Origin of the sequence: Wukongibacter baidiensis (assembly GCF_050888315.1) — a bacterium.
Taxonomy (GTDB): Bacteria; Bacillota; Clostridia; order Peptostreptococcales; family Caminicellaceae; genus Wukongibacter; species Wukongibacter baidiensis.
In genome coordinates this window covers 5,682,420-5,709,393 of sequence record NZ_CP138202.1, presented here as the reverse complement: position 1 = coordinate 5,709,393, position 26,974 = coordinate 5,682,420, and the positions used below count along the sequence as shown (strand labels likewise).

The 26,974-nt window shown below is 31.6% G+C and carries 25 protein-coding genes; all 25 read right to left on the bottom strand.

The annotated features are described in order from the left end of the window. Positions 1-399: 399 nt before the first annotated feature. The 25 genes from R9X47_RS25875 to R9X47_RS25755 all read right to left on the bottom strand — a co-directional run bounded on the left by R9X47_RS25875 (position 400) and on the right by R9X47_RS25755 (position 26,846). A complete protein-coding gene (locus R9X47_RS25875; RefSeq protein ID WP_432663987.1) occupies positions 400-3,459 on the bottom strand; it encodes an AAA family ATPase in 3,060 nt (1,019 codons plus the stop codon). Between the two features lie 343 nt (positions 3,460-3,802). Then, positions 3,803-4,480 carry an AlkZ-related protein gene (locus tag R9X47_RS25870; RefSeq protein WP_432663985.1) on the bottom strand — a complete coding sequence of 226 codons (678 nt, stop codon included), beginning with the start codon at positions 4,478-4,480 and terminating at the stop codon, positions 3,803-3,805. Between the two features lie 35 nt (positions 4,481-4,515). After that, complete coding sequence (locus R9X47_RS25865) at positions 4,516-4,929, bottom strand: pyridoxamine 5'-phosphate oxidase family protein (RefSeq protein WP_432663983.1); 414 nt, start codon at positions 4,927-4,929, stop codon at positions 4,516-4,518. Positions 4,930-5,004: 75 nt separating this feature from the next. Next, a complete protein-coding gene (locus R9X47_RS25860) occupies positions 5,005-5,919 on the bottom strand; it encodes a helix-turn-helix transcriptional regulator (RefSeq protein WP_432663981.1) in 915 nt (304 codons plus the stop codon). 163 nt (positions 5,920-6,082) lie between these two features. Continuing rightward, positions 6,083-6,658, bottom strand: a complete 576-nt coding sequence (locus R9X47_RS25855) for a DUF6144 family protein (RefSeq protein WP_432663980.1) — start codon at positions 6,656-6,658, stop codon at positions 6,083-6,085. 54 nt (positions 6,659-6,712) lie between these two features. Continuing rightward, entirely contained in the window at positions 6,713-7,060 is a 348-nt protein-coding gene (locus R9X47_RS25850) for a hypothetical protein (protein ID WP_432663978.1), read from the bottom strand. Between the two features lie 93 nt (positions 7,061-7,153). Continuing rightward, positions 7,154-7,705 carry a hypothetical protein gene (locus R9X47_RS25845; protein WP_432663977.1) on the bottom strand — a complete coding sequence of 184 codons (552 nt, stop codon included), beginning with the start codon at positions 7,703-7,705 and terminating at the stop codon, positions 7,154-7,156. A 47-nt stretch (positions 7,706-7,752) separates the two neighbouring features. After that, entirely contained in the window at positions 7,753-8,088 is a 336-nt protein-coding gene (locus R9X47_RS25840; RefSeq protein ID WP_432663976.1) for a nuclear transport factor 2 family protein, read from the bottom strand. 218 nt (positions 8,089-8,306) lie between these two features. Next, complete coding sequence (locus tag R9X47_RS25835; RefSeq protein ID WP_432663975.1) at positions 8,307-9,218, bottom strand: metallophosphoesterase family protein; 912 nt, start codon at positions 9,216-9,218, stop codon at positions 8,307-8,309. Positions 9,219-9,291: 73 nt separating this feature from the next. After that, positions 9,292-9,873, bottom strand: coding sequence for a hypothetical protein (locus R9X47_RS25830; RefSeq protein ID WP_432663974.1), 582 nt, complete (start codon positions 9,871-9,873; stop codon positions 9,292-9,294). A 19-nt stretch (positions 9,874-9,892) separates the two neighbouring features. Next, positions 9,893-10,843, bottom strand: coding sequence for a hypothetical protein (locus R9X47_RS25825; RefSeq protein ID WP_432663973.1), 951 nt, complete (start codon positions 10,841-10,843; stop codon positions 9,893-9,895). 61 nt (positions 10,844-10,904) lie between these two features. Further along, positions 10,905-11,915, bottom strand: coding sequence for an alpha/beta hydrolase (locus R9X47_RS25820; protein WP_432663972.1), 1,011 nt, complete (start codon positions 11,913-11,915; stop codon positions 10,905-10,907). A 124-nt stretch (positions 11,916-12,039) separates the two neighbouring features. Then, a complete protein-coding gene (locus R9X47_RS25815) occupies positions 12,040-12,981 on the bottom strand; it encodes an adenosine deaminase (RefSeq protein ID WP_432663971.1) in 942 nt (313 codons plus the stop codon). Positions 12,982-13,089: 108 nt separating this feature from the next. After that, positions 13,090-13,659 (bottom strand): hypothetical protein, encoded by a 570-nt coding sequence (locus tag R9X47_RS25810; protein ID WP_432663970.1) that lies wholly within the window; start codon positions 13,657-13,659, stop codon positions 13,090-13,092. 242 nt (positions 13,660-13,901) lie between these two features. Next, complete coding sequence (locus tag R9X47_RS25805) at positions 13,902-14,192, bottom strand: hypothetical protein (RefSeq protein ID WP_432663969.1); 291 nt, start codon at positions 14,190-14,192, stop codon at positions 13,902-13,904. A gap of 794 nt (positions 14,193-14,986) precedes the next feature. Further along, positions 14,987-15,481, bottom strand: coding sequence for a hypothetical protein (locus R9X47_RS25800; RefSeq protein ID WP_432663968.1), 495 nt, complete (start codon positions 15,479-15,481; stop codon positions 14,987-14,989). Between the two features lie 71 nt (positions 15,482-15,552). Beyond that, entirely contained in the window at positions 15,553-15,894 is a 342-nt protein-coding gene (locus tag R9X47_RS25795) for a hypothetical protein (RefSeq protein ID WP_432663967.1), read from the bottom strand. Between the two features lie 172 nt (positions 15,895-16,066). Then, complete coding sequence (locus R9X47_RS25790) at positions 16,067-16,819, bottom strand: CPBP family intramembrane glutamic endopeptidase (protein ID WP_432663966.1); 753 nt, start codon at positions 16,817-16,819, stop codon at positions 16,067-16,069. 258 nt (positions 16,820-17,077) lie between these two features. Continuing rightward, positions 17,078-18,226 (bottom strand): hypothetical protein, encoded by a 1,149-nt coding sequence (locus tag R9X47_RS25785; protein ID WP_432663965.1) that lies wholly within the window; start codon positions 18,224-18,226, stop codon positions 17,078-17,080. 133 nt (positions 18,227-18,359) lie between these two features. Further along, entirely contained in the window at positions 18,360-21,173 is a 2,814-nt protein-coding gene (locus R9X47_RS25780) for a contractile injection system protein, VgrG/Pvc8 family (RefSeq protein WP_432663964.1), read from the bottom strand. 64 nt (positions 21,174-21,237) lie between these two features. Continuing rightward, positions 21,238-22,296 (bottom strand): DUF5050 domain-containing protein, encoded by a 1,059-nt coding sequence (locus R9X47_RS25775; protein ID WP_432663963.1) that lies wholly within the window; start codon positions 22,294-22,296, stop codon positions 21,238-21,240. Positions 22,297-22,643: 347 nt separating this feature from the next. Beyond that, entirely contained in the window at positions 22,644-23,792 is a 1,149-nt protein-coding gene (locus R9X47_RS25770) for a DUF5050 domain-containing protein (RefSeq protein ID WP_432663962.1), read from the bottom strand. 22 nt (positions 23,793-23,814) lie between these two features. Continuing rightward, positions 23,815-25,290: a PAAR-like protein gene (locus R9X47_RS25765; protein WP_432663961.1), complete on the bottom strand. Its 1,476-nt coding sequence runs from the start codon at positions 25,288-25,290 to the stop codon at positions 23,815-23,817. 586 nt (positions 25,291-25,876) lie between these two features. After that, positions 25,877-26,389, bottom strand: coding sequence for an AAA family ATPase (locus R9X47_RS25760; protein WP_432663960.1), 513 nt, complete (start codon positions 26,387-26,389; stop codon positions 25,877-25,879). 31 nt (positions 26,390-26,420) lie between these two features. After that, positions 26,421-26,846 carry a PH domain-containing protein gene (locus R9X47_RS25755; RefSeq protein ID WP_432663959.1) on the bottom strand — a complete coding sequence of 142 codons (426 nt, stop codon included), beginning with the start codon at positions 26,844-26,846 and terminating at the stop codon, positions 26,421-26,423. Positions 26,847-26,974: the final 128 nt, after the last annotated feature.

Genomic DNA, 26,974 nt, shown 5'->3' with positions numbered 1-26,974 from the left:
AATTCCTTCCCTTTGATTTATAGTTAGTACACCCCATGACTATCTTACGTCAAAAAGAAGGTTTTTTAGCTTAGTTAATCCACTCAATAAACTAAAAATATTTTTTTCACTTTGTTCAATTTTTTTCAATCAGCTAATTTAACTCAGACAAGATTTCTACTTATGTAGAACAGGCTATAACTACAGTCTGTCCAAATACTTGCTAATTTTTTCTTAAGTTTTTTAAAAAAATCAGCTTCTTACATAAGATTATTTCGACTACAAAAGTAAACGTTTGCAACCTTTATAATTCTTAGATGTTAGAAATGTTAGATTGTTTATATAGTATCAATCAAACGTCAAAGAAAAGTCAAAATTTTATAAAATTTTGACTTTTCCATGATTTTTTTAACTTCTCTTTTAAATTTTCATTGACGACTTTTTTATTTTTTTCAGTATCTCTATTTCGTAACTCCCATTAATATCTTCGAAGTACATCATTCCTTTATCACAGTACTCGTCTATATTTTCCTTTAAATACTCAGACAGTTTACATTCATGGTCTTGATCTTTTATAATCATGGATATTTCGGCCTTTACTCTATACATTAATCCCTTTTCGTAGGGACTTTTAACTTTTTCTGAAAACTTTTCTGCCTTTTTCAGATATTTTATAGCCTCATCACATTTACCCTCTCTAACTAGCAACATAGTATAGAAGCCATTTGCCGTAGACCTGGCCCAAACTAAATCGAATTGTTGATACAGTGTTATGGATTTTTGAAGATATTTCTTGGCCTTTTCAAAATCTCCCATATCATAGGCGGCCTGTCCTGCATTTGTATTGGCTACCGTCAGACCTCCTATCAATCCTTTATCTTCACATATAGCTATAGCTTTTTCATAGCGGGATATAGCTTGCTTAAATTCTTTTCTATACCTCTTGCTGTCTCCAATATAATTATGGGCTGCTGCAACATTTGATATATATTTTTCCTTTTCCTCTAAGGTCTTAAAAATATTTATGGAGTTCTTTAAAAGCCTCTCTCCTTCTAAATATTTTCCTTCCATAATCTTTTGCAGCCCCTTTAGCCTTAGAAGAATTCCTATCTGACCTCTTTGACCATATTCCTTTGTAATTTTGAAGGCCTTTCTTATGTTTTCACTCATTAATGTATTGTTTCGAGTATTTATACAATAATAAATTATCTTCATGTACCCCTTTAAGGCAGACTCATAATCCTTTATTTTTAATGACTTCTCAATCATCTCATTTGCTTTCGTAAGTCCCGTATCATAATCACCCTTCATAATGTAGTATCTTCCAAGAATATGAAGAAAAGATATTTCAAGTGCTTTTATATTCTGGTCATCCTTATTCTCGACCTGTACTTCGTTTAATAGTTCACTAATCTTACTTAATTCACTGACAAATTCCTTTTTCAAGTATGAATTTTGATATTGTATTTTGTTTCTACCATCAATTACAGGAAATACCTCATGGCACAAATTAAGATATCCCTCTAGGTTTTTAATTCTATATTTTAATTCCAACAATTTATTCCCTGCATTATCATAATGATATATTAGCCTTGAATATAATATGCTGTCGGTACTATCATCCTTTAATTGTTTTTCTAATAAATCTGCTATCTTGTTATGAAGCAGCCTCTTCTTCGAAAAAGACAGCTCAGAGTAAATAAACTCTCTTAATTTTTGATGGGTAAAAATAAAACTAATTTTATTTCCATCAACCAGTTCTTTAATCAAGTATTTGCTTTGAAGTTCTTCAATAACCTCAATAAACTCAAGCTCACTTGTTAAAGTTATTTGCTGCAAATCCTCAAATGTAACTTTATCAAAAAATACTGAAGCAATATTTAGTATTTTTCTACCCTCAGTAGAAACATTAAAAAACCTATTTTTTAATACATCCTGTAATTTAGGTGTCATTAATTTAAAGCTGTCATTATCCTTCATACTATTTAATAATTCAACTATAAATAATGGGCTCCCCTCTGTTTCACTATAAATCAGGTCCTTCGTTTTATGAGGAAGCTTATGCTCAGGCATCATCTTTGATATAAAGTCAATAGTCTCTCCCTTATTGAAGCGATCTATGTTTAGTTTTGTTATAGTCTCGTACATTCCCATTTCTGCGAAGAAATTATCTATATATTCTTCATGACCATTTCTACATGTGGCTATAACAATTATTGATTTATTCTTATTACTTAAAATTATGTTCTTCAATAGAGCTAAGCTCATACTATCAATCCATTGTAGATCTTCAAAGGCTAAGATTATTTTGTTCTCCTTCGAAATTCTTTTAAATATATCAACTATTGCTTTTTCTACCGTGTCATAGCTCAAGGATTCTACCTTTTCCGTTATATTAACCTCATCCGGGCTATTCTTTGATATAAATGTAGGAAATATTTGTCCTACTATTTTTCGTAACATCACTGGGATATCTACTTTTTCATTTTCTATCATTGCCGATAATTGCTGAAATATATTATTCCAAGGTTTAAGCAAAAACTTTTCCTCTGCCTGGTAGCAATTCGCGATAAAGTAGTAGGAATCACTTTCAGATATTGATTCTAAAAATCTACTAAGAAGTTTACTTTTACCTACACCTGTCTCTCCAAGAATCATTATCGAATTAGGGTTATCGTTGTTTATAAGTCTATAATAGTTTTCATTAAGTAGATTTAACTCCTTGCTGCGTCCATAAAAGAATTCTTTACTCTGGTCCTTGTTTAATTTTTGTTTAACCGTTTTATTTCGTACTATTTTCTCAAATAGTTCTGTTGTTTTTATGTCCGGTGCTATAGACAGTTCCTCATCCAGTAATTTCACTAAATTATTGTAAATATTAATACACTTATTATATTTACCAATCTCATCATATAATTTCATTTGAACTCTATAGGCATTTTCATCAAAGGGATCAATATCTATTATCCTATTACTATATTTCTCTGCTTGATTCCACTTTTTATTTTCTAAGGAGTTTTCTATTTCTCTATAAAGCTTTTGCACATAGGTATCTCTGTACTGATTTCTTAGGGTAAGCATCCACTCTTCAAAGCAGTTTGCATCTTTTACGAAAAATCCCTCTAAAAACTCTCCTGAATAGGCTTCTATAGAAGCATTTCCATGATTGTTTAAGAATCTATCTATATCAAATTCAAGATCTATTTCTGAATTTAGCTCTATAATTGTTCTCTGAGGTGATATCAGAATCTCTTCATTAAAGGTCTTCTTTATTATATATACGGCATTCCTTAAATTCTTTTTAGCCGATGCAAGTGTTATGTTAGACCAGAATAAGTCTACTAAAACATCTCTAGAAGCTCTTTTTTTAACTAGCATATAGTAAAATAATGCCTCTGCCTTCCCATAGGGAAATACTACATCTTCTTTGTCCTTCCGGACCTTAGGAGTTCCTAACAGCTTTGCCCTTATCAACGTCACTTTCTTCACTCCTTATTTCTCACTGTTATTTTCTTCTTATCTAATATTATATATGACTATTATTTTAGCACCTAATTCTAATATAATCTATAGAAGAATATGAATATTTCAAAATATGATTTAATAAATATTAGTCTATTCATTCTTGTACCTATCGAAAATAGTACTAAATAGTTAGATTTTTAGCATATGAATTCTGGGGTTGAATAAATTTAGAAATTAAAAAAACTCCAATATTTCCCACTTAAATTATTGAAGTAGGTAATACTGGAGGATTCATTTCATATAATCCTTATCATATCTATATGGAGTATAGTTTAACCGCTTTCTACTATTACAAAAATCAGAATTTCAATACCTTTTTAAGTTTGCTTATGTCAATCTCAATTCCTATATCAATAGCTCTTTTAATTATTTCTTCACATGCTTCTTTTCGTGTTACCGATGAAGATATGCCTGACCATTCCTTAGGCATCCAACTAGGCACCAATTCATAGGTGTTTGCAGGCCACCCATAGGGCTCCCCAAGCTTATTTGTTTTTCTCTTAGTTCCGGAAACAGTAATGTAGTATTCCTTTTGTAACTGCTTGGTTGCAGTATCGACAGCGCTTCCGCCTTTTTTCTTTGTAACACCCATTTCATCCCTTAAATCCTTTGTGCTAAGAACTCCTTTTTCATTAAATAGGTTCCATAAAGTCCATACAGTTTGGCTTATTTCTCCAGATTCCCATCTTGTTTCCATACTTCCTTCAGGATGATATGCAGCATAAAAAATATGATACAGCTCAGAAGATACAAATCCTTTATGTCCACCTATAATACAGCCAAATGCCAGTTTTTTATCTTTAGCGCACCTACTCTTCCAGCGCCACGGATCGGTTTCATCGTCTCCCGTATGCCACATGTTTTCCTCTGTTTCTGCTGCCAAAGAAGGTAATCCCGTTAAAACATCCGATAAAGTCATAAAACCGCAGTCATTTACTCTTTCAATAAAGTCTTCATATGTTCGTAGTATTTTCATGGCTCCTCCCTCTCAACTGTCATCGTATTTCTAGTCTATAATTCATAAGGCAATGATATTGTAGTAAAAACCTCGTCTATGTAGATTACTGCTTCTTTAGATGTAAATCTAAGAACACAATAGTTTGGGTCCGTTACCCCTTTAGGAAAATGCTTAATATACCAATCCTGCCACAATTCTTTTTTGATCTCTTCATCTTCAACTATTTCAATTTCTCCAATTAGAGATATCCCATTATTATATGAAACTCCAGCCTTTGGGTTAGTCTTATAGTGTTTAACCTTCCTAGAATCTGTCCCAGTAGAAAAATAGATTACATTTAGAGACTCTGTCTTTGCATTTGACATTTCTACAGCTCTTGGATAGCCGTTTTCATCGATAGAGCTAAGTGTAGCAGTTTCTGCTTCAGACATAAGTTTAGCCGCCTTTTTTAATAATTTGTCATTCATGTTTTCATCCTCATTTCTTATTTATTCTATATCTAATTTAAGTTTGATCACATTATACTAAAACTAACATGACAGCTATATGTCTTGTTCATAATTTTTTATTATTTTTTCTGCTTTTCTTTTTATTTCAATGGCAATATCCTTCGGTTCTGCAACCCTCGCCTTTTCGCCAAACCCAAGTATCCAGCTAATAATATAGTCTCTATTTGTGAATCCTATTGTAAGTTCTATTTCATTCTGTTCAGTAATGACATAGTTATTAGGTCCGTAGGTATCAATTACAAGATGTTCAACACTTCTATCGAAAATAATTTTTATTTTATTACTGTCGTCAAAATGAGCATCTAGATTGCTTTTCTCCTGGGGTATTGCTCTTGGCTTATATACTTCCTCTGTCAATGCTAAATTCCACATACGATTAAGCTTAAATAGTCTGAAATCATTTCTCTTCTTGCAATATCCAAAAAGATACCAGGAGGCCCATTTAAACACTATGTAGTATGGCTCGACGCTGCGATTATCAATTCCTTTTTCCGAGTAATACTCAAAGGAGACAACTCTTTTTTCTTTAACTCCTGTTTTTAGTTTTCCAATTTTCTCTGAAAGACTTGTTTTATAATATGATGCTAGATCAATTATAATGCTGTCTCTTAAGGAAAGCATTGCTTCATCATTAGGCGAAAGCTTTAGCAAAATTTGCTCAAGCTTTGATGTCTTCGATACACTATCCATCCCCTTTAGTCCAACAATAATATCCTGTAGTTCATCCTTTGTCAAAAATGCTTTATCTAGTTTATAACCTTCCCATATTGATATACCACCGTTCCCGCCTTGCTTTGTAACTATAGGTATTCCCGCAAGACATAGATCATCAATATCTCTTTGAATTGTTCTTCTTGACACCTGAAATCTTTCTGCAAGCTCAGGCGCAGTAGTCTTTTCCCTTTGTAATAAAAATATTAAAATACTTATGAGTCTATCTGTCTTCACTTTTTATGGCACACTCCCGCTTGTTAGTCTAATGCTATAAGAATTATTATATCACTTGTTGGAAATAATAGGCTTATTTATGTTAGGTAAGAAGTTACAAGCTCTGAAAAATTGAAAAGTATATCTAGATTCAAAATCTGAATTATAAAGAAAATGATAATTTTTAGAAGTGAGTCTGTCCATCTTCTCTGCAATTGCTTAACGGTACGATTCTCATAAGGCATTGACTATCACCTATTTTAATGCTCTCTATAAGCTCAACATCAACTTCACAATCAAAAACATATTCAAAGATTTTCTTATTATATCCAACAGTACAATAACACCAAGTTTTTGTAGGCAGCGTGTCAACACCCTCAAGCATTGGACATGGACATGAAAAATATTTTGTGAACAAGTATCCGTCTTCTATATACCATCCTGCTCCATGCTCATTCATTTTATCAACAAAATCTGCCGTAGAAACAGAATCATCATAAATACTTTTGATAAACTTTTTAGATTCGTCCAATTTTCCGTTTTCTGTACAATGACAACCCATTCGAATGCTCTTTATAGTATCTTCCTCAAACTCTTTTTCAAGTTCACAAGAAACGAACTCCACCCATTCCTTCATTTCGCTCTCCGTTGGACATAGTGGGAGATCTTTCCTAAAAGCAATTTTATTGGCAACATCTAAAGTACTATATTTAGCAACGTTCTCATAGAGCTTTTTGGCCTCGTTATGTATTTGCTTCAACTTTATTCCCCCTTATGATTAAAGCATGCTTCCAGATAAGAGAAATTAGACTGGTTAAATAACTGTTCCAATCAATTTATCAGCTGGCATAATCAAGCATTTAGATATTCTTTTATCATATTGACGAAATAACTCACTAGTAAAAGTCCCATGAACTTGTTCGTCATCCATTTCTAAGTACATAATATATTTAACGGATTTGACTATCCTTGTAAGTTTCTTTGGAGGTTTCCCCTCCTTTATAGAATCCATATCAGTTATTCGATGAGTCCTTTTCATAAAACTATAGGAATTGATACCTTCAAAATTGCCAAGAAACACCTTCAACTCTTTCGCTATAGCCTCAAATTCATCACACTTTTGTGGTTTTACTTGAAATATACAGGTTTCACTAAAACTCATCTTTCTCCCTCCACTCGCAGTTGATTTAACCAATTCTTCTTTTGTTTGATATATACTTAGACAATTTGTGATCACTCAGCTACACATATAATCTCAAATTTTAATATGATACTTCAACAACTTATTTAATTCTTTTATAATGTCATTATAAAAGCTCAATATTGACTTCAATTCGCTGACATCATCATCTCCTAAAATTATATATGTACTTTTATTTAGTTCTTCATCCGTTTCCTTATCTAATTCTTTCTTTAGTCTTTTATCTAGGCTTTCATAATATTCTGCAGCGATATACCTTTTTTCTTCAAAATTATCATATAATTCGAAAAAACTTCCATCATATTTATCATCAAGTTTGTGGTATTTCTTTATAAGGTAAAATAATTCCCTAGATATAGTCTTATGCATAGTTATAAGATCATTAACATCATCATAACCAACTTGTATTTCTTCATCGTTCTTTAAAATAATGTTTATGGTACTTCTAATACTATCAAAGTATTTATTAGATTTTTTAATTGATTGTTCCATATCCTCCAATATGAATCTCTTATATGCTTGATTAGTTTTAACTAAATTAAGCGTTATCCCAAACATTATCAATATTACTAAAACCAACACCTTACCTTTAGTAATTTTCATCATGATTTTGTCCTCTCTTTACATCATTCATATTAAAACTATAAGAAATTTTAATCCTTAACAAACCATACATTTTGGATCAAATCATTTTCAACTTGATATATTGCTATTGCCTTAAATATTTCATTTTCTCTTAATCCAACAGCTTCTTCAAAATCAATAACACAATTTCCTAATTCCATTCTATTTGTGATTGTTACATGAAGATCTTCTTTCAAAAATAGTTTTGAATATTTCTCATACAAAGCATCACTTCCTACAAGATAAGGTTTCGTTTCTCCTTGTGTAAATAACTGAATATCCTTACTATAAGTAGATACAAAACCCTCAATGTCATGATTATTAAAAAATTCAACTTGCTTTTGAACAACCTCTACTGGTAACATATTTATCCCTCCTCCAAAATATCTAACATCCTAGATATAAACAGCTTTACATTAAGATAATTTTTGTTCTCGTCTCATTTAAATTTTATTAAGATTATGGTAGTATTTTTTCATATTCATACTCCCATTCGTTTTCACCAATTTTAATATAACCAAATTTTTCATATAAGTGTTGCAATGAATAGAGTCATTTCTCTTAGTTACTGAAAGACAGAATACTATCCCAACTCTACTGATGTGACACATGACGAAATCGCTCTTCCATTCCAGGGCCCTTCTATCTCTAAATCTTCAGGAGTTATAGTCTTATAACTAGTTTTCATACCTTCAATTTTAAATTTACCTGATTCACTAATCGTAACTATAGCATGTAATCCATCTCGATAAAGTACAATATCTTTTAATCCCGGATATCTTTGATACAATTCATCCGAATACGGGCGCTTGTTACATCGTTCTCCAAACCAAATATAGGACATACCATTAAGCCCAAAATAATAGGTATCACCAATGCTTTTTAGCGAGTCTGCGTGATCATGTCCATTTATACAAAGCGCTACTCTCTTTCCAGAGTCATTAGCTTTATTTATTAAGGTTTGTATTTCAAGACGATTATGAACACCTCTTTTCATAAAGTCGTTCTCTAAACTGTGGTGTGATAAAATCACATAGTTTGAGTAATCATCATTCAACTCCATCCTTAGCCAATTTAGCTGTTCTTTTGGTAAAACTGGGTAATTCCCTTTTGTGTGAGCATAGTTCTTCTTATTGTATGAACTGAAATGGCCGTTTTGCTCAATAAAACATGTGTCAAGAACTATGAACTTCACCTGACCATAAATAAAGGAATAGTAACTCTTTTCCAATCCTAAAAATTTAAGTGCTTGCTTCTTTGGATATGAATCTGAGTCATGATTTCCTATTACGTGATAGCAGGGTTTATCAACACTCCTAAGAAGTTCTAGCACCTTTATATTATCATATATAGGTTTACAAAAATCTCCAAGGTTAACGATGAAGTCAACTTCTTTACCTTTAACCTTGGATACAAAGTTCTTTATACGATCATAACCATCAGGAATATGATCATAATGTAAGTCTGTGAATACTGCAAATTTTATTTCTGTCATCTTTTCTCCTTCTAACTAATAGTCATTCTCAGACATTCCAAAGCATGTTTTCGATAAAACTAAAACCATCATGCTATTCAAAATATACTTTTAATACTAATCCACTGTCAGCTTTTTTTACTTCTTCTTCAATACTATGTCCGCCACTAGTGAACGAACCTTTATATGCGGCTAACCCCCATATAACCACTTCTTCAGAATCATTTATCACTATTTTCTCTTGTAGCTCCTCTGGACCATAACCTGAATCTTTATAGAAGTTTTCTACGGGTATTGTTGTTCCTCCAAAACCTTTATCATCGCTAATGAAGATTTTCATTTTGCATTTATTTTCTTCCCTAATATCTTCTCTTAATGAAATACTGATTGTACCATCAAACTCATTATTTTTAATAAATTTTGATGTTGCATTATGATCTGCTTTAATTTCGCCATTTTCCCAGATCTCATATTTTACACCTATACTTTTTTTATCTCCTTTATATTTAACTTCAACACATCCCGTGATCATGTCCATGTGAGGTTGAAGCTTTTTACTATCTCCTTCGAAAATACTACTTGGACTTATTTCAGCTTTATTTTTTCCAAGTTCCTCTCTCTCAGCACAGCCAACAAATATTAGTGCTAATATCATAATAATGCAAATTCTTTTCAAAATATCATCTCCCCTAGGGTTAAAACCTTGATAATAAAGCTTGTATTCTCACAGTACAATCAATCTTTCTATTTAAAGCTTTTCTCCATGAGTTTGATAATGGAAAATGTATTCTATCTTTAACTGATTGTTTCATATCCCAAAATCCATCTTCAGATATATTTTCATTAATCCATTTATTAAAATGTTGACACTTGCTTGTAGATAAAGAATACCTACTTAAAAGTTCATATGCATTTATATATCTACTGGCTAACTTTGAACAAAAACTGTCTGGCAGCGTATTAAGACATTTATCATAAATATAATATATACCTTGTTCTGAGTTCATTATATAATCTAAGAACTTTGATTCAATATCTTTAGATAGATACCTCGGAAGTATCGCTACTACATAAAAGTTTTGAAATCTCCACATGTACTTTTCCTTTGGAGACCTATGGATTTCATAATAGGCTTCTTTATAATATTCGTGGTTATATGTATCTTCTGAAAAGGCGTGAGATATAATTTTTGCCCAATCCTTAGCTATCCCTGAAGCTAATTCATCTGATGGGTCAATAATTAACATCCAAGTTGCTACAAATAGTCTCGTTAACAAGTCCCAATCATGCTTTTTCTCTTTATAATCTCTCAAATCCAATTCTCTAAGCAAATATTTTTTCATATAACTAAAAGCTCTTTGAATTGGTTTATCATCCTTATCTAAGCCTAATATAAGTAATCTTCGTAGTGCCTGCTCCGTTGTTATTGCTGACTGTAAGAACTGACTCATGCTGTGAAATTGTCCCCATGAACCATCCTCCCACTGAAGGTTCACAATATCCTTAACCCATTTAGTTTCTAAAACTTCTTTTTTAATACCTATAAGTTCCGGATTGTCTTTACTTAGCTTTATTACATCACGCATTAAACGATATTTGGGTATAGGATCTAAATTCATTTTTATTAATTCATTCCCTATAATCACATGCTCACCTCCCTTAGAACTTGAATTCCAAGTGCGAAGCTTAAGTTATATACTTAAATATTTAATTTGCCACTTGTCCTACGACTTTTGTTTCGATAAAAGTTAAAATCCGATCACAATATTCTCTATCCTTTTCCATATTCATAAAGTCACTCTCCTGTATAATAAAATGCTCCGAAGAATTTCTTAACCAGCTTTCACAGTTTTTTGGTGCTTGCCCTAATATTCGTTGCATATTTATAGGTGGTACTTCGGTATCTCCTGAAGATGCTATCAGTAATACAGGTCTACTCCCTACATTTTTAATTTGCTTTATAGGTGTTATTTCATTAACTTTATCTCCGAATAGAAATTGTAAAGAAGCTCTTACTATTAGCTTTTCAACCTTACAAATAAATCGAGGAATTTTGTAACTACCATTTAATTGGTCACAAACCACGTCTTCAAAACTTGAGTAAGCTGACATCGCAATTAAGCCATCAATTTCTTTGATACAGCCAAATGAGTTGATTGCAACTGAGCCACCCATTGACACACCATGAAGAATAATAGGAACTGAATCATACTTTTCTTGTCCTCTAATATAATCAACTACCGCTTTTACATCGGATACTTCATCATATCCAAGACAAATACTATTACCCTCGCTATTACCATGACCTCTTACTTCCAAAAGAATTGTTGCATAACCATTATTCTTCATCCATTTTGAATGACCATAAAAATATGTAACTGAAGGCTGTTGTATTCCTGAAAGATAGATAATGACAGCCTTTGGGTTATCTATAAAAACTTCCGAAGCCCATACCTTTAATCCATCTTCTGTTGTCAACTTCATCTCTTTTGCTTCCAATCCAAAATCTTGAGATCGATATATATCTTGTAATGGATGTTCTTCTGAACTTCCTAAATAATTAACATGCTGTTGTGTTGCAAAATAAACAATAATTGGTGGAACCAAAAACATAAGTATTACTAAACCTATTACTATACAAACTAACAAGTTCCTTATTTTCTTTGTTCTTAAACACATTTTTAAATACTTTTTCAGCGGTTGAATATCCGTATTCATTTTACGCCTCCATCGCCACCCCTATTTTCTATTAACAATCTTCAGTTATTTATTCAAACTTCGTACTTTTAAATTTTATTATATGTCACAAGGTTTGAAAGTGAATCCGATCCTTTCTTCTACTCTATTCATTTGAGCTTTCTGATAAGCTATTTTCTCTTATTTCATTTAGTTCAGTAGAATTGAAAACTCCCGCATTATAAAGGTTAAAAAACTCCTGAGAAACACTTTGATCAAAAATAATCATGTCATCACTATTTATAGTTACTTTAATCCCATTGTCATACAATTTTCTAATAGGGTGCACTTTATAATTTTCTACCCTACTAAGCAAGACATTACTTGTAGGACATATATTGAGCTGTATTTTATTATCACATAACCAGTCCATAACGCTCTTAGAATTCGCCGCTGCTATTCCATGCTGTACTTGGTCAAGTTCTAGTTCTTCTACAGCTCTTCTAACTAATTCAGCAGTTCCAAATTCACCTACATGGGCTTTTAAAATTAAACCCTTTTCTTTAGCTTTTCTATATATCTTTTTGAAATTAGGAACAGCAAATTCATCTCCAAACATATCAATCGACTTAAAGTAATCTAGCTCTAAAAACCTATCTAATTTCTCACTAGTTTCATCAATAGGTGTATGTGAAAAAAATGCGATTTCTGGTATAAAATTAACCTCAGGAGCATAACCTAGATGAATTCTTTTTACAGCTTGTACCAACTCTTCAATAGAACCATCATAAAAATCTTCTTCTCCCATTGTTATACTCATGTGAAGCTCCTTTACTCCATCATTCTTTGCCTGAACAAAAGCAGCTTCTATTCGTTTCTCAAAACCAAGCTTTCCTTGAACTAACGGCTTAATATACTCAGCATTCCATCTATTCATATCATTAAGATCCTTAAATTTAGGACATTTAGGTATACTTCCCCCTGTCCATTTCTCTATATACCTTTTATTACCACCTCTTGTAATGTGGTTGTGCAAATCACCTTTTGGAATTTTTCTCATTTCATCAAGATCATTACTTTCTAATGCGTTAATAAATTTTTCTTTCATATTGCACCCCTTATGCTAATATATTTTAAGTCACAAATATTATTTTATATTTTAATCATTTAAAATCACTAGGAGATATGTCTGATAATGCTTTGTTAGTAGATCCTTCTAGCTGAAGTATTTTTCCTCTATCTTGTCCTCGTCTTTCCTGAAATCCTCATATTCATTTTTAGAAACTATCTTTATCTCTTCACTCTCTAAAAATCTAATAATCCTATCTGCTTCATCTTCTAATTTTTCTATCATTACATTTATTTTCTCAATATCTACTTTAGATGGAGTTCTAAAATATTCTTCATCATGTTCATCTATACCATATAAAAGATATGCCAGACCCAAAATTCTTAAAAAAACATATCCATTACAATAATCCTCATAAAAAACACTCATTATTTCTTTCAAACCTTTTTCTCCATTCTTTAGTTTATACAAGTTTCTTAGAATTCTTCTTTTCTCAAAAAAGTCAAATGGTATTTTTTCAAAAATAATTTTCTCTAGATCTTCTCTGATATATTTGCTTTTGTAATCTAACCATAAAAGATTAAAGTAGAAATCATAGCCATAAATTTCTTCTATATCTGATTGTTCGTATATCCACTTTTCAAATTCCTCGATGGACGTACTATATGTGATCAAGTGATAAAACACTTCTTCTATTGCTTTTTTCCTTTCTTTCATTAAAACACCTTCTTTTGAATGTCACCTCATATAGAGGTTAAGGACTAGCTTATGTCGCTAATACTTCCAAATAAGCATGTTATCTGCCTATTAGTATTGACAATACTCTCCTATATACAAAATATTCCTTTTATATTATATCATAATTTGGAATTATTTTACTTAAAGTATCATATATCTTTATCTGTGTAAAAAAAAACAATCTATTGACATTAAATCAATAGATTGTCTTTTGTATCTTCCTAAATTACATCAATATATTTTAACAATTTTATACAATCTTTGAAACTCTGAACATAGATCTTATTAAAATATTTGCCTTCTAATCTTTGATTTTTGCAGAAATATTTATCTATAGCACCTCTTTGTTTCTCATCTAAGCTCAATAGTACCTTTTGCATTTCTTTACTTGCTTTCCTTAGCTCATCTTCCTCTTTTCGGATTTCAATGTTATTGTTTACTAGATTATCTAATATATTGGCGATTTGATCGTCTACTATATTGTTTATTCTTTTTTTATCATCTGTTTTCATATCTCACCTCATATCTAGTTTTTATGTATTTTCGATTTACTATTTTGTTATATTTACTACCTATTTCAAGCACCTTTTAATTATATATTAGGTGCATCTTTATTATATCTTAGGGATAATAGTAGTATCGAAAAATAGGCTTAATACGCCTATTATATTTTTAAGAACAGACATTCAACTTGCCCTTGTTCTCCATTAAATATTGACTAGAGCGTTTATTCACGATATGAATGAGGTGAAATTACTATTTCTGTAGAAACGTTATGTAAATTTGCTGATTTTTATGAAACTAATCTTGACTATTTGGCTGGAAGAACAGACGAGAGAAGCCCTTATCCACCATCAAGATTTAGTAAAAACTAGGCTTGCAAGATTATAGTTGCAAGCCATTTTTAAAACTGATATTACTTTAGACATTTAAAATAGAAATTAAAAAACCTTAAAAACAATAAATTTTCAAGGTTTTTTCTTTGGTCTCTTCTTTTAACTAAATTCTCAGTGGGAAGTCAGTTTCCACTCATTTTATCAGCAAAACCACTTCTTATCTTTTTCTAAGGAGATCTTGAAATTCCTTATGTTCGTTTAAAAGTATTTTCATAGTTACCTCCATTAATGCTTTAGTTTAACCTTAATCCTACGTTTGCATAACTTGTTCCATAACAAGTTGATTTTGCTAAGGAACCAAGTATATTACTGTTACATCTTATAATATACACAAATCTATTTCTATTGTTTTATAAATTATAAAGCAAGGGTGTAGGCTCACGATCAATTAACCCTTAACTCCACCTGAGTTACTTTATATTATCTTTTAACTGTATATTATATAAATCAATAAATAAATTCATTGATTTATTAAGCTCCCGAATTACTTTAAATACTGATTCTAAAGTTCCGGCAATATTATCTATGAATAAATCAATGTGGAATTTAAGTGTTTTACCAAGCTGTCTACCATTCGGTGTTACTGGTGGAAGCGCAAAAGGTCTTAACTGAACTTTAGTTCCTCCCCTCGCACAGTCTCTAATAAACCACGATATGAATTCTAATGATTCAAAACTCTCCACAGAATAATCTATTGAAAATTCAAATTGTATAAGTACTTCGTCTTCTAAGCCACCATTTGTCCTTAAAAGAGAAGCATGTGGAAGATGTGAGAATTCTGATAAACCTAACATCTCTAAATTTACATATCCTAAATTTTCGATTCCACTCTCTATTGTAGAGATTCCTTTTAATCTTAGTATTGTTTCATGAAATTTTTGTATATCAACTGGATAATTACTCATTTTTTCCTCCTATATCAATGACTTTTATAAATAGTAGTTATTTGAGCTTTCTTTTTTAATTAAGAAAATCTTTAGTTAATGTCTTTAGATTTTACTTGTAAGTAATTTAATTTTCTTTTATAACTGAAAGTTTCTATTGCTACAATAATCATAGAGAAGATTAAAAAGTTTTCCATATTATGCTTATAAAGATATCCAAATAATATAAATGATAGCCCTTCAATTATATGAATATTTGCTCTGAGCTTTGTTAGACCTTCTTTATTTTTCACAGTATACTTTTTACTCAATTTCTTACAATATTCATCCATATATGCCTCTTTATAGGTTTTATTAAATATAAGATTTATTCCTCTAGATAAAAATATTCCCGACCACAAATAAAATAATATGTAAGTTTTGCTCGAACTCATTTTACTTTTCCCCATTCTTCAGTATCTATAAAATTATAAAAGCTGACCCCCAGGCCCTTTACAAAAGGAATACTTCTTCGACAAGCCCTAGAAGAATCTCCTGCAAATCTTTACGAAGATGCATTGTTAGGTGGTGTAGTCTCATGACCCATATATACTAACCCTAGCCTCTCTAGATTGTATCTATAAGTGCATGTAGTAATATACATGGTGTTAGTGACTTTGTTTGTATGTAAATTTTACCAAATAAAAATCCTATGTACATTTGAAGACAAGTAGATAGAATAATAATTGCAGAAATTTCATTATAACCTATAATATGAATTGAGCCAAAAATAACAGATTGAATTATGTTGGCTTTATCTTCTCTTACCTCAAATGCAAGCAATCCGCTTAAGAAAAATCCTCTAAAAACCACTTCCTCTACTATACTTGGATAATATAATTTTTGTATAAAATTTTTAATATAATAACCAATCGTATTAATCTCCGTTAGAGAATCAACAAACGTTACTAACTCTAATAAAACAAACATTAGTACAACTACAAGAAAACTTTTAAGAGTTATACCCCAGTTAAAATCACTTAGTCTGACTTTGAATAAATAACCTAGTAAAATGGTCATTGTTAATGGTAATTGTAATAGTAACCTCGATTGATTAAGTGTGTATTGCTCTGTATTTACGCCATACTTAAAATATAGGTGAAGCCCCATATATGCTAAAAAAATTAAAATAAATGCGTACAAAAATTTTTTTTCTTTCTGAATATCCCTTTTGTGATTTATTAATTGGTTCTTAAAAATAATTAATGCTAGTAGTGAAAGCATGCATGTTAATACACGATTTGTATAGAAGAAAGTAATAAAAAGTAAACATATAATAACAAAAACTACTTCTATTAATGACATATTTTTATTCTTCATCTCCATACTCCCCCCTCTTTTCACAAACTATCACCTATTCTCTATTTCTAAAAGATCCCAAGGACATAGGGACAGGCTGTCCTCTGTTAAATGTATTAAAGAGACTAAACTATAAAAGCCCTTTTCCCCTACTATACAGATATTTTTTAGGCTCAGCCATCTACATAAATCAGATGGTTGAGCCTCTTATGTGCACAAAGCTTCATATTGGACCCTTTAGGAAATTATCACAACGATATTATCTTTCTAACCAATACCTTACTCTAATTCTATCCAATCCAAACCAAAGGCTTCTATTTTCCTTATAGGTATTTCGCTTTTCTTATCAAGTATTATCAGATGCATGCTTTTGGGGTTTTGTGTATAAAATCTTATATCATCAATATTTTCAAATACCTCCCCATCGGAATCCCTATCCTTCATATCTACAAAGCCAAAGTCGTCTTCTCTACTCTTATACAGTACATAATTATCATCTAACTTTGATAAAACAAATATTATCCCAAGGCCAATTCCCTCTGGCTCAATTTTTTTTATCGTACCCTTTATTCTTTTATCAATATCTTTTGTGTAGATTTCTTCATCCCTTAACAGATCTAACTTTCTCAATTTACTCTTTTCTTCATTTAGTAAATAAGTATAGCACTCTTGGGATTCTCCACTAAAATTTTCTCTAGCATATACAGAAATAACTTTCCACTCATCTAACTTTTTCGTTTTAACTAGCTCTATTGGATCACCACTGACTATATATAGAATATTATTTTTATCAACGAATACTACTTTATATTTAGAGTTTTCCTTATATCCTCCTAGAAACATCATGTCTCTCATTTGATATTCTTTAGAAAACTTAACAGCGCTGATAATGACCTTTGTATCAATTCTATTTTTTAATATAGTCATTGTATTATTTTCATAATCAATTAATATGCTAACTCCTCCACCAGAAAATCCGCTGTAGAAAATATCTTCACTAAAGTCTTGCTTAAAGTCAAAATATAGTATCTCTCTTTCCCCTTTGTTTCTATAGTAGTCAATATCTTCAAATTGATAATGAAATACTTTAGAGTCATTTGTTGATAATTCCCAATGGGAAAAGTTTGAGGAATCTCTCAGAAAATTCTTTACTTCTTCTTCACTCACTCTTTTATGTTGTAGCTTAAACTCTTTCCCCTCAAGCTCTTTTAATATCTCAAAGCTATATGGTGAAAACCAGCCCCCTCTTGTTCCAAGGCTTGAGTTCATTTCCTCGTCTTTAGTATCATTAGTTTTGATATTTTCTACATTTTCAATAATCTTAGTCTCTTTGTCCCTTTGCTTTTCTACCTCTATTCCAATAGTATTCATACAACCTGAAGTCAGAAAAAGGGAAAAAATCATCATTATAATTAAACCTCTTCTCATTTTTATATCACCCTTTTCGCAAGAATTATACAGTAATCATTTTCATTGACAAATGGGGAAAAATGTTAGAAATTGATTTTTTCAATCATACCCAAATTCCATATATATTACTGCTTTTAATTTAATTACTTGATTACTCAGGCAGAGATGTTCTTACCTCAGGTAAATCACTATAAACGGGTATTTTAAATACTAAATTAGCATCTAATGCCCCAGTTTCTTTGTATACTTTATACAATTTAGGTCCCTCTAATGAAGCAACAGCTATATTTTGCATATACTGGTGGTTAAAATACTTTTCACCTACTATATCAAACTTTTGAGTATATACTGTATCTTGTCCAATACTTATATAGTCTCGTCCTAGCTTTTTTGCACCTCCTACTATCCCTGCTTCTATAGAATGCCATCCCTTATCATTAGCAAATTTTGCCCCTTTTCTTAAAACTTCCTTGTCCGTTTTACCAGATGCATCCCAATTATATGGATTAAAGCAACCTTCATAGTTTTCCACAGTTCCAGAGGTTAGTGGATTCCCTGTTCTACCCGCTTCTGCGACTAGTTTTGCCGCAAGATAATATGAACTTACTTTAGATTCTTCTGCTGCCTTCATAATTGTTTCCCCATAGTTAATATGTACTGTATTTTCTAATATATTTTTTACTCCTTGAAGAGTTTCTCTATTTGACTCTTTTTCATATCCCAATTCTAAAAATTGGAATAAATCTTTCTCATTATTCAGGAAATTTCTAGGATCCGCATAATACTCTATAACTTGTTTTACTGGAGGAGACCAGCCATCCTTATTATTTGGATCTGGCTCTCTATATGATTGTGGATAACTCGTCTCAATCAGATTTGTATCCTTCACGTCCTGAGCCTTTATCAATTCTTCCCATGTAACAGGAGATTCAAAAAATTCAAAGGTCCAATTCGGATGAGTTTTTCTAAGTTTATCAATATACTGCTCATATTCACTTGGTACATTACCAATTATTTCTCCGGCAGCAACATCTCCAACTATTCTATCTGCTCCATTTTCTAACCAAGTCGGAATGTTTTCAGACTTTTTATTTGCTACTTTTAATTTCGTTCCTTGTTTTTCTATATCTATATTAAAGATTGAATATCCTAAGCTTATACCTTCTCCACTTAGGATTTCAGCCTTCACTCTATCTTCTAATTTTCCTTTCTCCTTTTCTCCAGCTATTAATTCCTTCTTTATTACCAAGGGTTCTACCGCTCCTGTATATGCTCCACTTATAGCCCCTGTTATAGCTTCCTCAGAACTGCTCTTATCTTTCTTCTCTTTTTCACTTATTTTTCCTTCTCCCATTACTGCTATACTTCCTACTATCATTGCTCCTGTTGCTGCTGCTATTGCCACCGTCCCTGTTCCAAAGGTCAGTACTGTAACTGCCGCTACTGCTGCTACTACAGCTATGCCACATAGTATATTCTTTGCAAGATTACCCCAGTTAAAGCTTGCTTTTTTCTCTGGAATACATGCCTCCGGCGCATCATCGAAGGGAAGATAGCTTATTCTTTCTCTTCCTTCAAGATATACTATTTTCCCTAGTATATGAATTTCATTTTCTATTGATATGCTTTGAGGTACTTTTTTGCTTGTAAGTACTATCTGGTCTGCTGCTATTATTTTTATTTTTCCCCCGGCTATAATTCTCAATTCCTTTAAAGCATTTACTATTATATCTCTATTGCTCCATATTTCTATTCCTTTTTCATCATTCAAACTCAGTTTTAGTGGTAAATCCTTATTTGATTTTATTTCTACTTCACCTGGACTCATTTTTATCTGGTTTTTGTCCTTTGTTGTTAGGTATCTTATGTTTGGGTTACTTGTTTCAGAGCAGCTATCTCCGTTTTTTCTTACGCTATTTACTGCTTGTCCATCTTTTTCTTTGCTGTTTGGAAAGTAGAGTCTTGCATATGTGTTTATTTCTGGTAAAAGGTACATTGCGTTATTTGTTAGTGGAGCGTAAGTAAACCAGTAGGCATCCTCTTTGTTTTGCTCCTTGTCTATCTTTAGATGTAGCTTTATTTTATCTTCCTTCCTGTCTATTACCTTTCCCTCTATTGCTACGCCCTTTATATTATCGTTATTTCTTTTATTTGTGTAGATACCCTTTATTCTTGATAACCTATATCTATATTTAAATATTCCACCACTATATAAAACTTCTATCTTGCTTATATATAGTCTTTTCTGTTTGAACCATACTTCATCTTGTATCTCATAGTCCTCTTTACTCTCTATTTCATAATAGAAAAAATCTGTGTCATGAAAGTCTCTTTCTGCCCTTTTCAGTGCTTCTAAATCCTTTGACGCCCTATAGAATTTTGTATCTTCTATTTCCTTCTTATTTTTCTTGGCAAATCCAAAGATAAATCTTGGTTTATTATCGGATATATCACATATTAGTACTGTATTAAAGTGGCTTGCTAATCTTTTTAAGAATTCCCAATCAGTTTCTTCATATTGTATGATTGGATTTTCTATTTTTCTATCTTCTACATTTAGTATAAAATCACTGTCTCTATGATCTCCTATTACTTCCCTTATTAGTTCATTATAGGTCATATTTACGTTTTGAAAGGATCTGCTTTTTTTCTTTGTATCTAATAGAAAACTCGATGAGATACCTTCTATTTCTATTCTATACAGCCTTCCTTCTCCTAGGGTTTTCACCATTGCTATTTGTCCTTTAAATACTATTATATCTTCTTCTTCACCCTGTCTATATATTTTTATGTAGTCTTGTAGCTCCGTATTTATTGTTGCATCATAACCCTCTTCTTCCTCTATTATCCCCTTTATCATTATCTGTGCATGATCATTAATATCGTGTTTCATTTTTACTTCTTCTACGGATAAGAGCTTATAGGGGGTTTCTATTTTTATATCTTCATATTCTATGACCCTCATTTTCAAGCCTCCTCGTACTTTTTACACACTTCATTTTCCTCTGAAATATCTTTTATTCCTATGATTACTCTACTTTTAAGTTTTCACTACCGTCTATTTTTATTTTATATAACTCATCATGTTCAGCAAAAAGACTGTCATAGAAAATTATATTATCAACTATATTTATGTTTGTTCCCCTATCTTTACATAGCTCTGTATCCTGGCTGCCATCAATTCTAATTTTACGAAGGGTTGCGTTTTCATAAATGGCTTGTTCATATATATAATCTGTTGCATCTGAAAGGCTACTATAATATATCCAATCATCCTTAACGTTTAAGCGTTGAGAATCATGTTCACTCAGTCTCGTTCTTTCTGAACCATCAATTTTTATCTTATACAATCTACTGTTGTCATCAAAATTACTATAGTATATCCAATCTCCTTCTGCTATTATAAAAAAACTATTATCATCATTTAATTTTTCTCTATTTGTTCCATCTGTCTTCATTTTATATATACTTCCAATATCTGATTTATTTCTATAATAAATCCAATCCTTTAATACATTTATTTCAGAAACATTATCATCGCTTAATTTCGTTAAATTGCTGCCATCTATTCTCATCTTGTATACTTTGTCATCGAAGAACTCCCTAAAATATATCCAGTCATCTATAACATGGATATCTTCACTTCTAAAATCTATTAATTTACTTCTATTTGTTCCATCAGTTTTCATTTTATATAATTTGTCATCATCCGATAGGTTACTGTAATATATCCAGTCATCTATAATATTCAGATACATGCAATAATCATTGCTTATTTTTGTTCTATTACTTCCATCGGTTTTCATTTTATAAAGATCTCTTCCAGTTTGACTTTCTTCCTGCAGAGAATAATATATCCAGTCCCCTTGTTTTGCAGCTAACCCACCATTGCCTATATTACCTGGAGAATTTCCATATTTGGTAATCTCACCTTCATTTTTAGTTGCATTTTCTTCTTCGCCATTAGATACCTGGTTCTCTATATTATTATGGCTTATATTATCTTCTTCCTTAGCCTTTGTAATATCAGTTGTGCTACAGGCCGAAATAGTAAGTATTGTAATCATTGTTATTAATATTTTTTTCATGTTTTCATCTTCCCTTTTTCTCTGGCAAATTTCATATTTAGTTATCATTTCTTCATTTTCAAAATCTAAATTTAACTTTTCTTAAGTTAATTCCCGCTCCCTTTTTCTAAAATTTCTATTAAAATGCCACTAATCTTTGCTATATATTCATGAGGTGTAAAAATCTTATGCATGTATCTACTTTTTAAGAATATAGTTATTGCAATAGTTTAACCACACACGGGATACCATCCACCGTCATACCTATTTTTAATTGTTATAAACTGTCTCTAACCTTCTATTAGTATGCACTTTTCTTAGTCATGCAAAAGAAGTCAACATCATATCCATTGCTTCAAAGATCAAAATCAACGTACTTCTTTCAATTTGTCAATTAAAATTTCATCTGAAGTTCCATCATTTTTCATTCTAGCTAACTCAAACCATTCACCATGGAAATCCCAGTAATAAATATAACTTCCAACAATACCGCCAAAATGACTTCTATGAATTGGTAGAGGATCATTCTCATTTGGAATCTTAATTACCTGGTTCCCATCTATATCTATTTTATATAGTTCATTACTATGGCCTCCAGTATCTCTATAAAATATTGCTTCTAGGCTAAAGCAATAAACTGAATCTTTTGTAACACTAAAGGAAGAAAAAGGCTCATCAAATAGCTTTATATTGTCAGTTCCATCTACTCTTGCTCTATATAGAGTATCTTGGTCTTCATTATTTGAATAATATATCCAGCCATTATTTACAATAAAATCACCCACCGGAAAATTTACATGGATTGGCTTAGAATCCTGTTCTATGCTCATTTTGTAAAAATAATAAACATCTTCACTCTCTTTGACTTCGTAATAAAGCCACCCATCTGCATATTGCAGGGCAAAACTTTCCGAGTTATTCAGAGGGGTTGCTTCGCTTCCATCGACTTTAATCCTGTAAATCTTTTTTCCATCTGATTCATTTGTGAAGTATATCCATTCTCCCACTACTATCATATTGCTACTATCATAACTATACAGCTCTTTTCTATCCGTCCCATCTTTACGTATTCTGTATATTTTCCCATAGCCATAACCTAAACTTGCTTCTTCATTTTCCTGCTTTATATAATACACCCAATCACCAACAACATTTATATAATAGGGTCTGTCATCTGAAAGGACTTGAAAATCGCTTCCATCTATTTTCATTTTACATAATTTTCCCCCATTAAATTCATCCATTCCGTGTGTTGCTCCAGCCCAAAAGTACTCCCATTCTCCATCTGTAGCTACAACCCCATAGTTATAAATATTACTTGAGGTATTACCTACCATAGTAGTTTTTGTATTCTCAGAAGAGCTATTACTTGCATCTAATGCTCCCTTCCCACTATTGTCTTCACTTACAATAGGTGTTTTTTCTTGATAATTCCTCGCATCAGAATTATTGTAGCTAATATCGCAACCTGATAGTCCAAATACAGTTATCAATACAAATATTAGTATTTTTTTCATTACTGATGTGCTCCTTTTTACTTTATTTTGTATAGTTCCAGTGCCAAGTTTCTAAATATCTAGTCTTCCCTTTTTTGTTCGTGTTTTTTACTAATCCTTCAAATCCATATTTTGCAGCATTTTTCTCCAGCCATTCACATTCAAGTGAATCTGCAAAACTATTCTGCTTATTACCTACACACATATCAAGAGCAAGTCCCCAACCATGCTTACTTGCACCATATCCTGCCAATGGTCCACCTTCTGCGGTTACATTATCCGGTACATTATTCCAATGTCCATTTTTTCCGAAATTCTTCGCATTTTCATTCAGCCATTCCTTAGCTGCTTCAGGTTTTTTCCAATATCTCGAAACATTAGCAGCAAGCGCTCCACCAAGATATTCATCATCAATATATGCTTCTACCTGTTGATTATATGCACGATATCCTGAATTTGGCCCTTTTAAACCAAAGTTACTTATTTTCAGTTTTGCTTGTGTTGTTTTATTATACTCCATGGCTTCATTGACCATCATTGCCCATGATATTACACTTTCTTTTTCAGCATAGGCATTTCCTCCACCTTTAGTAGGTATTCTAACCATGTTTTCTTTCTCAAGGTGTCCATTTTTTTCTCGAACCTTACTAATTGTTGCACTTCTAGGACTCCAATTATCTATATATGTTGTTTTGATTGAACTATATGTAACGCCACTTTCTGCTAAAGACTTAAGTTTTTCTATTGTTAAGACATTTACTTCCCCAGTTACATTCTCTCTATCTATGTAGCTTTGCAAAATTACTAGAGCAGACGAGCTCTTTACACCCATAATACCATCTATTCCACCGATATCAAAACCCATTACCTCTAAATAGTACTGTGCCTTTTTGACATTGTTGTGATTACTTGGTGGTAAAGGGATAGCCTTAGCTGTTTCCATAAAACCATCTGCTACTTTTGCTTTTATTTCTTCTTTGTCCATAGTGAAGAATGGATATCCTGAGCCTATACCGTCCCCCCTTAGTATTTTTGCTTTTATACTCTCTTCTAGTTTCCCTGTCTGCTTTTCTCCATCTATTGATATTTTTTCTTCCTCTACTTGCTCTCCTTCCTTCTTCTCTACCTCCTGCCCATCACTTATAAATCCGATTTCTCCCATATAGGTACAGATCAGCTTTGAATCCGTTGTGAGTGCCTTTTTCCCATCTACTAGGGCATCTTCCTTTGTGTTTATCCATTCTGCTAGGAATTCCGGGGTGCATTTTTTGCCAGTTATTCTGCTTCCGTCCTCTTCACTCTTTAAATCTATTATTTCTGTACATTTATTTTCGGGACTACTGCATATCCCAAAGTATGGCACGTTATCCTCTACTTTGTTATCTTCTTCATTCATCACTGGCTTTCCGTTTACGTATGCTCCATGGCAGATTGGAAGGTTAATCTTCCTTGTATGGCTTCCCAATTTACATCTCATCTTGGCACCTCTAACTACGTATGCCTTCTTATTAGGAGTCATGTTTATATCCCCCTTATTTTATTCTATGTTTACCTTTCCACCGTTAGGCGTCATGTCTTCAAGTATATCAAGAGCAGTATCTCTTTGTTTTAGACTTATTCCTTCATTGCCTTTCATAAGAATTGTACTGCTGTTTAGCTCTATATTACCATCGGGCATTTTTTACATTATCAAACTGCTAATGTAAATTATACCAATGTTCTCATACACGTGTAAACAAACAAATGGAAATTATGTGAATATTAGGTCTTAAAATGTATATTTTGACATTTTTCTCTGATGCTTACGGCCTAGAACTCTAAGATTATATGAGTAATTTTACCCATAATCAAATCAACCCGTTAGGAAAATATATTCTAGAATAATTTGCAGAAGTTATAGCAATAGCAACAACAAAGGGATATTAAGATGTAGATCTTAGTATCCCTTTTGTCCATTTATTTTTTATTTACTATCTCTCTTTCGCAAATGCACCTATAAAATTATAAAAGCCTAGTACCCCATTTCCCATTCTTATTATCCTTAAACATTCAAAACGGGGTTAGACTTTACTAATTAGAATATATAAAGTCTAAATTCACTTATTTCAACCTACTACTTCGTAAATCTTCTTCATAATAATTGATATATCATCTGAACTATCAAGAATAATTTCATTTTCAACTTGTGCAATATCATATTTTTTATAATGCTGTTCTGCTTCCTGCACACTATTAAAAATTTGATTTGGTGATGGGTTCTTTATTCTTCCTTCAATTCGCTTTTTCCATTCTGCTTGATTACTACATATACATAAAAACTTATATATTTGCGACCCTTTCAAATCAATCTTTGATAGAAAATGATTTAAATATGGATTATGTGCTAAACTAACATCAAGAATTAGATTACTATTTGTATCAATATTAGTTTGTAGTATCTTTTCCAAAATATCATAGGAGGCTTTGTTCTTCTCTGAGTGTTCCAAATTAAATACAGATAACTTATCATAAATATCATCTTTACGTAGTATAGCAACATTTAATTCATTACTCAATAAATCTGTTATTGTAGTTTTTCCAGTAGCTGCTTTCCCTCTAAATAGAAAAATCTTACTCATCAATTTGCTCCTTCCTAAATACAGCTTTTGTTTAGTTAACTTCAACCAAAGCACTTGGGCATTTTGCTCTAAAATCTTTTATAAATGTTGATGTATCTTTTGGAGATATGTATCTTATTAAATACCCATTACAATATACTTCAAGTCGGATAATTGATAACGATGATGATGAGCAAAGTGCTTGAGATGACTTTATCAGTGTAATATTCTTATAATAGTATTTTTCTTTTATAGGACCAGAGCATATTAAAAGATACTTTTCATGCAACTCATAGTATGTTCCTAACCATAACCACCCTAAAAAACCAATCACTAGAGTCCATATTATACTTAAAACACAAAGTGCCTGCGATCCTCTTATTGCTCCTGAAATAATAGGAATAAAACTAATGATTATAGATCCCCAGACAATTACTGTGAGCAATGGATCATGCTTAGAATAATACCTTTTATGCATTTTTACTATTCCTTTCCATTTTAAATAATAGATATCTACTACTAACTACATATAATGTACTTCTTCATATCTTGTATTCACAATCTATCCGCAACAATGCATGGCAGACCTTGCACGCGATTTTATAT

What these genes read in the sequence shown, in the direction of transcription:
- R9X47_RS25870 (WP_432663985.1), bottom strand. Translation starts at nt 4,480, where the DNA reads ATGAAAATACTACGAACATATGAAGACTTTATTGAAAGAGTAAATGAC.
- R9X47_RS25865 (WP_432663983.1), bottom strand. Translation starts at nt 4,929, where the DNA reads ATGAATGACAAATTATTAAAAAAGGCGGCTAAACTTATGTCTGAAGCA.
- R9X47_RS25850 (WP_432663978.1), bottom strand. Translation starts at nt 7,060, where the DNA reads ATGAGTTTTAGTGAAACCTGTATATTTCAAGTAAAACCACAAAAGTGT.
- R9X47_RS25845 (WP_432663977.1), bottom strand. Translation starts at nt 7,705, where the DNA reads ATGATGAAAATTACTAAAGGTAAGGTGTTGGTTTTAGTAATATTGATA.
- R9X47_RS25840 (WP_432663976.1), bottom strand. Translation starts at nt 8,088, where the DNA reads ATGTTACCAGTAGAGGTTGTTCAAAAGCAAGTTGAATTTTTTAATAAT.
- R9X47_RS25835 (WP_432663975.1), bottom strand. Translation starts at nt 9,218, where the DNA reads ATGACAGAAATAAAATTTGCAGTATTCACAGACTTACATTATGATCAT.
- R9X47_RS25820 (WP_432663972.1), bottom strand. Translation starts at nt 11,915, where the DNA reads ATGAATACGGATATTCAACCGCTGAAAAAGTATTTAAAAATGTGTTTA.
- R9X47_RS25815 (WP_432663971.1), bottom strand. Translation starts at nt 12,981, where the DNA reads ATGAAAGAAAAATTTATTAACGCATTAGAAAGTAATGATCTTGATGAA.
- R9X47_RS25810 (WP_432663970.1), bottom strand. Translation starts at nt 13,659, where the DNA reads ATGAAAGAAAGGAAAAAAGCAATAGAAGAAGTGTTTTATCACTTGATC.
- R9X47_RS25805 (WP_432663969.1), bottom strand. Translation starts at nt 14,192, where the DNA reads ATGAAAACAGATGATAAAAAAAGAATAAACAATATAGTAGACGATCAA.
- R9X47_RS25800 (WP_432663968.1), bottom strand. Translation starts at nt 15,481, where the DNA reads ATGAGTAATTATCCAGTTGATATACAAAAATTTCATGAAACAATACTA.
- R9X47_RS25795 (WP_432663967.1), bottom strand. Translation starts at nt 15,894, where the DNA reads ATGAGTTCGAGCAAAACTTACATATTATTTTATTTGTGGTCGGGAATA.
- R9X47_RS25790 (WP_432663966.1), bottom strand. Translation starts at nt 16,819, where the DNA reads ATGAAGAATAAAAATATGTCATTAATAGAAGTAGTTTTTGTTATTATA.
- R9X47_RS25785 (WP_432663965.1), bottom strand. Translation starts at nt 18,226, where the DNA reads ATGAGAAGAGGTTTAATTATAATGATGATTTTTTCCCTTTTTCTGACT.
- R9X47_RS25780 (WP_432663964.1), bottom strand. Translation starts at nt 21,173, where the DNA reads ATGAGGGTCATAGAATATGAAGATATAAAAATAGAAACCCCCTATAAG.
- R9X47_RS25775 (WP_432663963.1), bottom strand. Translation starts at nt 22,296, where the DNA reads ATGAAAAAAATATTAATAACAATGATTACAATACTTACTATTTCGGCC.
- R9X47_RS25770 (WP_432663962.1), bottom strand. Translation starts at nt 23,792, where the DNA reads ATGAAAAAAATACTAATATTTGTATTGATAACTGTATTTGGACTATCA.
- R9X47_RS25765 (WP_432663961.1), bottom strand. Translation starts at nt 25,290, where the DNA reads ATGACTCCTAATAAGAAGGCATACGTAGTTAGAGGTGCCAAGATGAGA.
- R9X47_RS25760 (WP_432663960.1), bottom strand. Translation starts at nt 26,389, where the DNA reads ATGAGTAAGATTTTTCTATTTAGAGGGAAAGCAGCTACTGGAAAAACT.
- R9X47_RS25755 (WP_432663959.1), bottom strand. Translation starts at nt 26,846, where the DNA reads ATGCATAAAAGGTATTATTCTAAGCATGATCCATTGCTCACAGTAATT.